The sequence below is a fragment of the Nevskia soli genome (assembly GCF_903970205.1).
Classification (GTDB): Bacteria; Acidobacteriota; Terriglobia; order Bryobacterales; family Bryobacteraceae; genus Bog-113.
Map to the genome: position 1 here is coordinate 1 of NZ_CAJCHS010000306.1, position 7,007 is coordinate 7,007.

Sequence of the window (7,007 nt, forward strand, 5' to 3'; positions counted from 1 at the left end):
TTGGGCGTTATATGAGCGGCAATTCAACGCGCTCATACGAGAACGGCGGATAGAGGAAACTTCCCGGGAGATGTTGGACGGAGGTTGTTTACTCTGCAGCGAAGAAACGCCGGAGCACTGTCACCGGCGATTAGTTGCCGAGTATCTTCAGCAGCGATGGCCGGATGTCGAGATTGTCCATCTGGGCTAGACCGCTCTCGGTAGAATTCGTGTGTTACTGAGCCGCGACCGTGAGGGAGCCGGTTTTGTCTAATCCGGGAAGTCGCGCCCGTTCTTACCCGTCCCGCACAGCTCGGCCCAATAGTCCGCGTGCTCGGTCCATTCGGGGTTCTCAATCCCGGAAATATGCAGTTCGGAAATGTTCAGCTTGCCGTGGCCGTACACACAAATGTATTCGGTCTTGGGCCGTCCGAATTGCAGCATCTTGCTCCACGATCCGGTCAGGATCGGCATCCGTAAGCGGCGCAGGCAAACCCGGCAGCGGTAGCGCTGGTCCAGTATACAGAGATAAACCAGGCCGATGCCGAGCAGAAAAATTAAGCCCGCCAGCGCCGTGTACGGAAGGTCATACCCGAACTGGTAATTGTTGATATGGAACAGGGGAGTTCGCGGGGTCCAGAAGCGATTCACTGACCACAGCAGGCCGCTGACGATCGCACCCGCGGCGAGTAACTTCGCAGCCAGGAAACTCCAGTACCGCATGAACTGTTTGACACTCGCGAACATGGGAAGGTTCCCGATAATCAGACGCGTCAGCTACGGAAAAGATTCCGTGCAATGAATAGCACGTTGGCGGGGCGCTCGGCGAGCCGCCTCATGAAGTAGGGGTACCACGCTTCGCCGAACGGCACGTACAAGCGCATGCGGTAGCCGGCCCTGTTGATACGAGTTTGCAGGTCGCGGCGAATCCCATACAGCATCTGAAACTCAAAACGCTCCGGCGGTATGTTTTGTTCCTGAACGAACGTCAAAAGTTCCTCGATGATGCGTTCGTCGTGCGTGGCCAGACCCGGATAGTTGCCGTCCGTCAGCAGCTTCTTCGCCAGTTTCACGTAATTGCGATCCACCGCGGCTTTGTCCTGAATGGCGACGCTCGGCGGCTCCAGGTAGGCGCCTTTACAAAGCCGCACGCGAATGCGCCGCCGGTTGAGATCTTCGATGTCCGCTTCGCTGCGTTTCAAATAGGCCTGAATGACCGCGCCGCACGATTTGGTTTCCGCATAGAGATCGTAAACCAGATTCAGCGTGCGCTCCGTGTACTCGCTCGATTCCATATCGACCCGCACGAAGTTGCCGTTTTTCGCCGCCTCGCATACCAGTTCGCGAACATTCTGCCGGCACGCGTCCTCCGATAGGTCGATGCCGAACTGCGTCAGCTTCAACGACACGTTGCCTTTGATGCCGCGCCGCTCGATGGCTTGAATGCACCGCATGTACATATCGCGGCAGGCCGCCGCCTCGTCCATCGAGGTTACGTTCTCGCCCAGGTAGTCGAGCGTGATCATCAGCCCGTCTCGATTGACCTTTTCGCAGGCATCCAGCGCTTCGTCGAGCGTACTACCGGCGACAAACCGGCTGGAAAAGCGGTGGGCCGATCGGGAGGTCTCCATGAACTTGCGGAGATTGCGGTTGCTCGAAAGGAATAGAAAGACGCTACGCACGGTGGGCTCTTTTGATCATACGGGGAAGGTCTTGAGCGATCAATGCGCAGGTCTAGCAGCCCGTGCTAGTAGTCGAAAAACACCGCTTGCTGACGCGCGCGGCTCAGTCAATTCAGTACGTTACAGAGCCGCGACGGTTAGGGAGCGGTTATTACCACGGGCTGTTAGCGCACGAACACGCGAAACCGCGTAACGGTTCGGAAGCCGAGGCGCTTGTAGAGCGAGAGTCCGCTCCTGGTCGATTGCAATACGATCGGCCGATTTCCGTGCTCTCGAATCTCCTCCGCGATGCATTGCCGCATCAGCGACTCGCCATAGCCGCGCGATCGATATTCGGGTAGCGTTGCCAGGTTATAAAGACCAATCGCGCCGGCTGAGACTACGGTTGCGGCGGTCGCGACCGCCTTGCCATCCGCATATCCGACCCAGGCGCGGAACTTCGTGCGTGCTGTCCCCCGCTGGTCGAACACTTCGGAAAACCAGTCGAGCGGCACTCGAAAACAGGACGAGCCGATCTCCCTGAATTCCTGAAGCACGGCGCCGCGATCGATCGGCCGCGGTTCACAATCGGGCAGAGGGTGCCCAGCGGGCGGCAATGCGAGCGCGATCATGCCCGGCATCTCCGTCGCGCATCGCAAGTCGTGCCTGGCGAATGCCTCTCCCGCCCGCCGCACGGCGCCGGGTTGCAGGAAACTGTCGCACAACCAGAACGACCATTTCAGGCCTGCTTTGCCAAAGTGCAGATCGGCGCTGATGGCCCTTCGCTCCAGCTCTCCTTCGCTCAGAACGGGACCGGAAAGGAAGGCCCCGTTGAACATTTGGAACCGCACGCCCAATGAAATGAGTTCGATACCGCTCACTATACGGACGAGCGATGCATCGCGCTCCGATGCGAGTGCGCGAAAGCACGCCCGCAAATTTTCGTCCACCAGCTCGGCTTCAGTCACTGGAGCCCCGCGTCCCACGATTAAAATTCTCAATTTCCTCAGCAAAATCGCGGTTTTCGAGCATTTCTCTCTTTACTTCAATCTACCCGTTCCGTATCATTGTTACGGTTCTAATACTCAGGGCCAATGCCGCAACCATGGCCGCGTGAGCGCCGGGCGGCGTCGGAGGCCCCTGCGAATCCGCAACCGGTGTGTTGCATGGAGGCATAATTGGCAAACTCGAGAATGACGCAGACGCAATTGATGAGATCGCTGGCTGAGCAGTGCGAGGTCCCGAGCAAGACCGCTCGGATGATGCTCGATCACCTCGGAGAACTCGCGATCAGCGAGGTCAAGAAAAACGGTGTCTTTGTCCTGCCGGGCATTGGACGCCTCGTTCGCGTCGAACGCAAGGCCCGCATGGGGCGCAACCCCGCAACCGGCGAGACGATCAAGATCCCGGCCAAAAAGGTTGTGAAGTTCCGCGTGGCCAAGGCGGCCAAGGATGCCATCGTGCCGCCAAAAGTTAAGAAATAACAGGCATTGCATGGAAAACCCCGTGCCGGTCCAATCACGGACGGCACGGGGCCGCTAAGATCCTCAACCGCCCAAATTTAAGGGCAACGCTGGCTAACGCGCGCGGCTCAGTAAGTTCAGTAAGTTACGGAGCCGCGACGGTAACGGAGCGGTTACCCCGGGCTGCTAAACCTCTGTCTTTTTCTCCTCGGGCTTAACCGTAGGCTCGTCCTTAACGGACTGTTTGAAGCTCTTGATGCCTTCGCCCAGACCCTTCGCCAGATCCGGTATTTTCTTGGCCCCAAAGAACAGAACGAGCAGCAGAATGACGAGAAGCAAATCCTGTCCGCGCAGCAACAACAACACCGGCGCGTGTACATCAAAGGACATGTGAGTCCTCCTTTACCACTTTGATTGTAGGGAGGCTTCCGAATCGAGTCAACCGGGCGCACCGGGTCTCGGTATATGCTTAAGGACTAAATTATGCAGCCCGTCCCTGCCAATCAACAACAATCCCTCGTCAATCGCCTGACCGAAGCGTGCGGAGGCGCCTACACGCCCGAGCAGCGCCGAAAGTATTTCATCACCGGACCCCAATGGGCAGCCGCTTACGCCGGACAGGCGCTTTTCCACGCTCCGACCCGGGCCGAAGTCGCGTTTCCGGAGGTGATCCGGCATTACGCCGAGCTGGGAATCGGCTGGTGGTGTACCCACGATACAGATGTAATCCCGACCGAGGCGCTCGGAAAGGACGAGCAGCACGCCATCGTCGCGAAGATTAAGCACTCGCTTGAGGAGAACGGACTGAAGTGCTCGATGGTGACGACCGAGACGTTCTTCCACGCGGTGTGGGCGGCCAGTCCCGCGGCGGAATCGCCCGCCGTCCGCGAATATGCCGCGTTCCGGGTCAAGAACACGGTCGATATCGGACACGAGCTGGGCGCCCAGTTCGCCGTTTACTGGCCCGGTTCGCTCGGCTACTACGTGCAAGGCGCAATCGAGGAAACCGACACGTTGAAGTGGTTCGCGCAGGCCATCAACGCCGCGTGCGAGCACGATATCGAAGTCGCCGGTAAGTTGGGGCGCCCGACGCTGAAGCACTGCATGGAAGCGAAGCCTTTCGAGCCGCAAGCGGAAATCCTGCTGCCGACCAGCGACGCAATGCTCGCCTGGATCAACTCCGGCCTTTTGACGCATCCCGAGATGGTGGGTTTGAACCCCGAGTACCTGCACGAACTGATGTGGGGCGGAGCCGTTCGCGCCGCGCTCGCTCGCGCTATCCTCGCCGGAAAGCTCTGGCACTTCGATATCAATGACGGCTACCGCTTGAAGCACGACGTCGATATCGCCGTTGGCTTGGTCAACCCGCTCGACTGGCTCAACATACTCGTCTTGCTTCGGTCACACGGCTACAACGGCCCGTTCAATCTGGATTACAAACCGCCGCGCACGACGAGCAACCATGGCGTGTTTGCGGTCAGCTTCCCGACGGCGGTCGACCGCTTTATCACGTTGTGGGAGATGGCGGGCGAGCTGAGTGCCGATCCGGTGATCAACGAGGCGCAAGAGGCTCTGCGTGCCGGTGCGCCGATCCCGTCGACGATCGACGCCGCGGCAATATTCGAAGCGCATAAGGATCTGTTGTCGCTGCATGAACTGATCGCGCATCGGATCTTCCAGATATTGATTGGCGCGCATCGCGGGCGGACTTACTCGGTCTAAGCGCGCCCGGCACTTACAGCTTCCGAGAACCTTCGCGCGCGTAGCTCGATCTCGTCGAAGTCACCCTTTCTTAGAAGCTCGGAGCTAACCAGCTCTCCGCCGACAGCAACCGCACAAGCTCCGGCCTTCAGGAAGTCGCCGCAGGTCGTCAGGCTCACGCCGCCCGTGGGAATCATCTCGATGTGCGGTAGCGGCGCTTTCAGCGCTTTGATGTACTTTGCGCCGCCGACGCTATCTGCAGGAAAGATCTTGACGGCGTCAGCGCCCGCTTCCCACGCGGTTACGACTTCAGTGGGCGTCAAGGCTCCCGGGCAGATGACTTTCGAGTAGCGCTTGGCCATCTCGATCGTCTTCACATTCAGCGCAGGCGTGACGAAGAACTCGGCGCCGGCTAGCATACACGCGCGAGCCGTCTCCGGATCGAGCACCGTACCTGCGCCGAGGACGATCTTGTCCCCGTACTCATCGGCGACTTTCTCCAGCGCGCGAATCGCGCCGGGCACGGTCATCGTGATCTCGACGGCGCGAATCCCGCCCTTATAAATTGCTGCAACGGCTTTGATCGCGCTGGCTGCATCGCCCGCGCGCACGATGGCGACGAGCCCGGTCTCCATGATTCCGCGCAGGGTTTCTTTTGCGTGCATTCGTGCGCAGTATAGCGAAGCCGTTTCGCTCCGCCGTGTTACTATGCCCCCGTATTCTGGTCCGCCACCATTTCGACGAACCGCGCTAAAGTAACAATCTGGATAGAGTCGTACCACTTAAGCCTAAGTAGGTCTTTGTCGCCCGTCACGATGAAGTCGGACCCAGAACTCACCGCACATTCCAAGATACGGTTGTCCGGTGGGTCTTCCCGAATTACATCGAGTTGGACTGAAGTTGAACGGTCCGTGCTGCTACTCTGATTACCGGTTTGCTTCAACCCGCAGCACCTATTGCTCGCGGGCTTCGTTCTCGCGTCGCAATTCTTCCACGAGTCGCGGAACATCTTCTTGGCGGATGCCGTTCGCCAAAGTGCGAGTTCAGTGCTCTCAGACACCGTGGGGCCGGCGAACTGTTGTAGCGGCGTCGAAACCGCGATAGACTCACGCTGAGGTGTGGCGAGATGAACAGCCGCTTTATTAATTTCCGCAGCGCTCTACTGTGTACTGCGCTATTCGTTGTTCCCAGTCTATCGATTGCGCAAGATGTTCCTTCGACGGCATTCTGTAACACTGGCCGCACGGAGAAGCCTGTCTCGCTGGCGGGTTGCCTGGCTACTGAACTTGTTAGTCCAATAAATCCTGTCGACGGCGGAGCGATCGTTGACGGGAACTGGCTATTAGCCACGCCGTATCCAACCGCGACTTATACGGCGCCCGCGCCCAACCCCTGTTCTTTGGTGTCCCGGTATACTCCGGTCCCAATCAACGAGCCTTGGAACTCATGGTACAACCCGGACGACGGGCGCTCGCAGTGGATCTCCCCTCTGGGCGGCGGTACGACGCCTCCCGGCTGGTACGTCTACGCTTCCTACTTCTTAGTCCCTCCGGCATTAGATGGCTATCCCAGCTACGAGCTGAACATGACCGGGCAGCTCATGGCAGACGACCAGATGGCTTATATCTACGTCGCCGACTTTTCGGCGGGCGAGGTGAGCTGCGGGCAGATAGCAGCCTTGAGCAGTAACGGGTTTACTTCATGGACGCCGTTCAGCGCCTCCGCGCCGGTACGTCCGAACAGTGTCGGATACGTCTACTTCATCGTTCTCAATGATTATTCGACTTCGCATACGGTAAATCCGACCGGGCTTCGCGTCGAATATCAATCCACTTCCTTCCGGCCCTATTGAGCCATCCTGAGCCCGAGCGAAAGCGAGCGGGTTTAGCCGCCTGTGGTAATAATCGCTCCGTCACCGTCGCGGCTCTGTAACGTACTGAGTTTACTGAGCCGCGCGCGTCAGCAAGCGGTGCTTGAAGCTTTGCCGCAACGGCATCGGACCACTCGCTTTCGCTCGGGCTCGGAATGAGAGTTGCTATAGGCGGGATCGGACCTCGCGCTCGGGTAGCATCGCCCACGCGCACTGTCCCCCGCTACAATTCAACTTGAATCCGCTGGTCCTCCTTCGCTTGCTCTGGCTGGGACGCCTGGGCTACCTCGAGCGGCTCGCGCGCCTCTCTCCCGACGGCGGCCCCATCCGCAT

The 7,007-nt window shown here is 59.0% G+C and carries 10 protein-coding genes; 4 read left to right on the plus strand and 6 right to left on the minus strand.

Annotated features, from left to right (window positions below):
* Positions 1-190, plus strand: a 190-nt coding sequence (locus H1Y01_RS13415; protein ID WP_180541021.1) for a DUF488 family protein, incomplete at its 5' end; no start/stop codon positions are given.
* A 59-nt stretch (positions 191-249) separates the two neighbouring features.
* Here H1Y01_RS13415 and H1Y01_RS13420 read toward each other — a convergent pair.
* The 3 genes from H1Y01_RS13420 to H1Y01_RS13430 form a co-directional block, all read right to left on the minus strand.
* Positions 250-726 (minus strand): hypothetical protein, encoded by a 477-nt coding sequence (locus tag H1Y01_RS13420; protein ID WP_180541022.1) that lies wholly within the window; start codon positions 724-726, stop codon positions 250-252.
* A 26-nt stretch (positions 727-752) separates the two neighbouring features.
* Entirely contained in the window at positions 753-1,661 is a 909-nt protein-coding gene (locus tag H1Y01_RS13425) for a proline dehydrogenase family protein (RefSeq protein ID WP_219341530.1), read from the minus strand.
* Between the two features lie 164 nt (positions 1,662-1,825).
* Complete coding sequence (locus H1Y01_RS13430) at positions 1,826-2,626, minus strand: GNAT family N-acetyltransferase (protein WP_180541023.1); 801 nt, start codon at positions 2,624-2,626, stop codon at positions 1,826-1,828.
* A 207-nt stretch (positions 2,627-2,833) separates the two neighbouring features.
* Here H1Y01_RS13430 and H1Y01_RS13435 point away from each other — a divergent pair, with 207 nt between their 5' ends.
* The gene (locus H1Y01_RS13435) at positions 2,834-3,124 is read left to right on the plus strand and encodes an HU family DNA-binding protein (protein WP_180541024.1); all 291 of its coding nucleotides are present in this window, start codon (positions 2,834-2,836) and stop codon (positions 3,122-3,124) included.
* Positions 3,125-3,289: 165 nt separating this feature from the next.
* On the opposite strand, the gene H1Y01_RS13440 is transcribed toward H1Y01_RS13435, so the two are convergent.
* Positions 3,290-3,463 carry a twin-arginine translocase TatA/TatE family subunit gene (locus H1Y01_RS13440; protein ID WP_437179967.1) on the minus strand — a complete coding sequence of 58 codons (174 nt, stop codon included), beginning with the start codon at positions 3,461-3,463 and terminating at the stop codon, positions 3,290-3,292.
* A 123-nt stretch (positions 3,464-3,586) separates the two neighbouring features.
* Here H1Y01_RS13440 and H1Y01_RS13445 point away from each other — a divergent pair, with 123 nt between their 5' ends.
* Positions 3,587-4,825, plus strand: coding sequence for a TIM barrel protein (locus H1Y01_RS13445; RefSeq protein ID WP_180541026.1), 1,239 nt, complete (start codon positions 3,587-3,589; stop codon positions 4,823-4,825).
* On the opposite strand, the gene H1Y01_RS13450 is transcribed toward H1Y01_RS13445, so the two are convergent.
* Together H1Y01_RS13450 and H1Y01_RS20095 are read right to left on the minus strand one after the other, a co-directional pair.
* Positions 4,822-5,469, minus strand: coding sequence for a bifunctional 4-hydroxy-2-oxoglutarate aldolase/2-dehydro-3-deoxy-phosphogluconate aldolase (locus tag H1Y01_RS13450; RefSeq protein ID WP_180541027.1), 648 nt, complete (start codon positions 5,467-5,469; stop codon positions 4,822-4,824). The two genes, H1Y01_RS13445 and H1Y01_RS13450, sit on opposite strands and share 4 nt — an antisense overlap.
* Before the next feature lie 41 nt (positions 5,470-5,510).
* Positions 5,511-5,864 carry a putative toxin-antitoxin system toxin component, PIN family gene (locus H1Y01_RS20095; RefSeq protein WP_367399790.1) on the minus strand — a complete coding sequence of 118 codons (354 nt, stop codon included), beginning with the start codon at positions 5,862-5,864 and terminating at the stop codon, positions 5,511-5,513.
* Between the two features lie 66 nt (positions 5,865-5,930).
* Between H1Y01_RS20095 and H1Y01_RS13455 the strand changes: the two genes are divergently transcribed.
* Complete coding sequence (locus H1Y01_RS13455; protein ID WP_180541028.1) at positions 5,931-6,656, plus strand: hypothetical protein; 726 nt, start codon at positions 5,931-5,933, stop codon at positions 6,654-6,656.
* Positions 6,657-7,007: the final 351 nt, after the last annotated feature.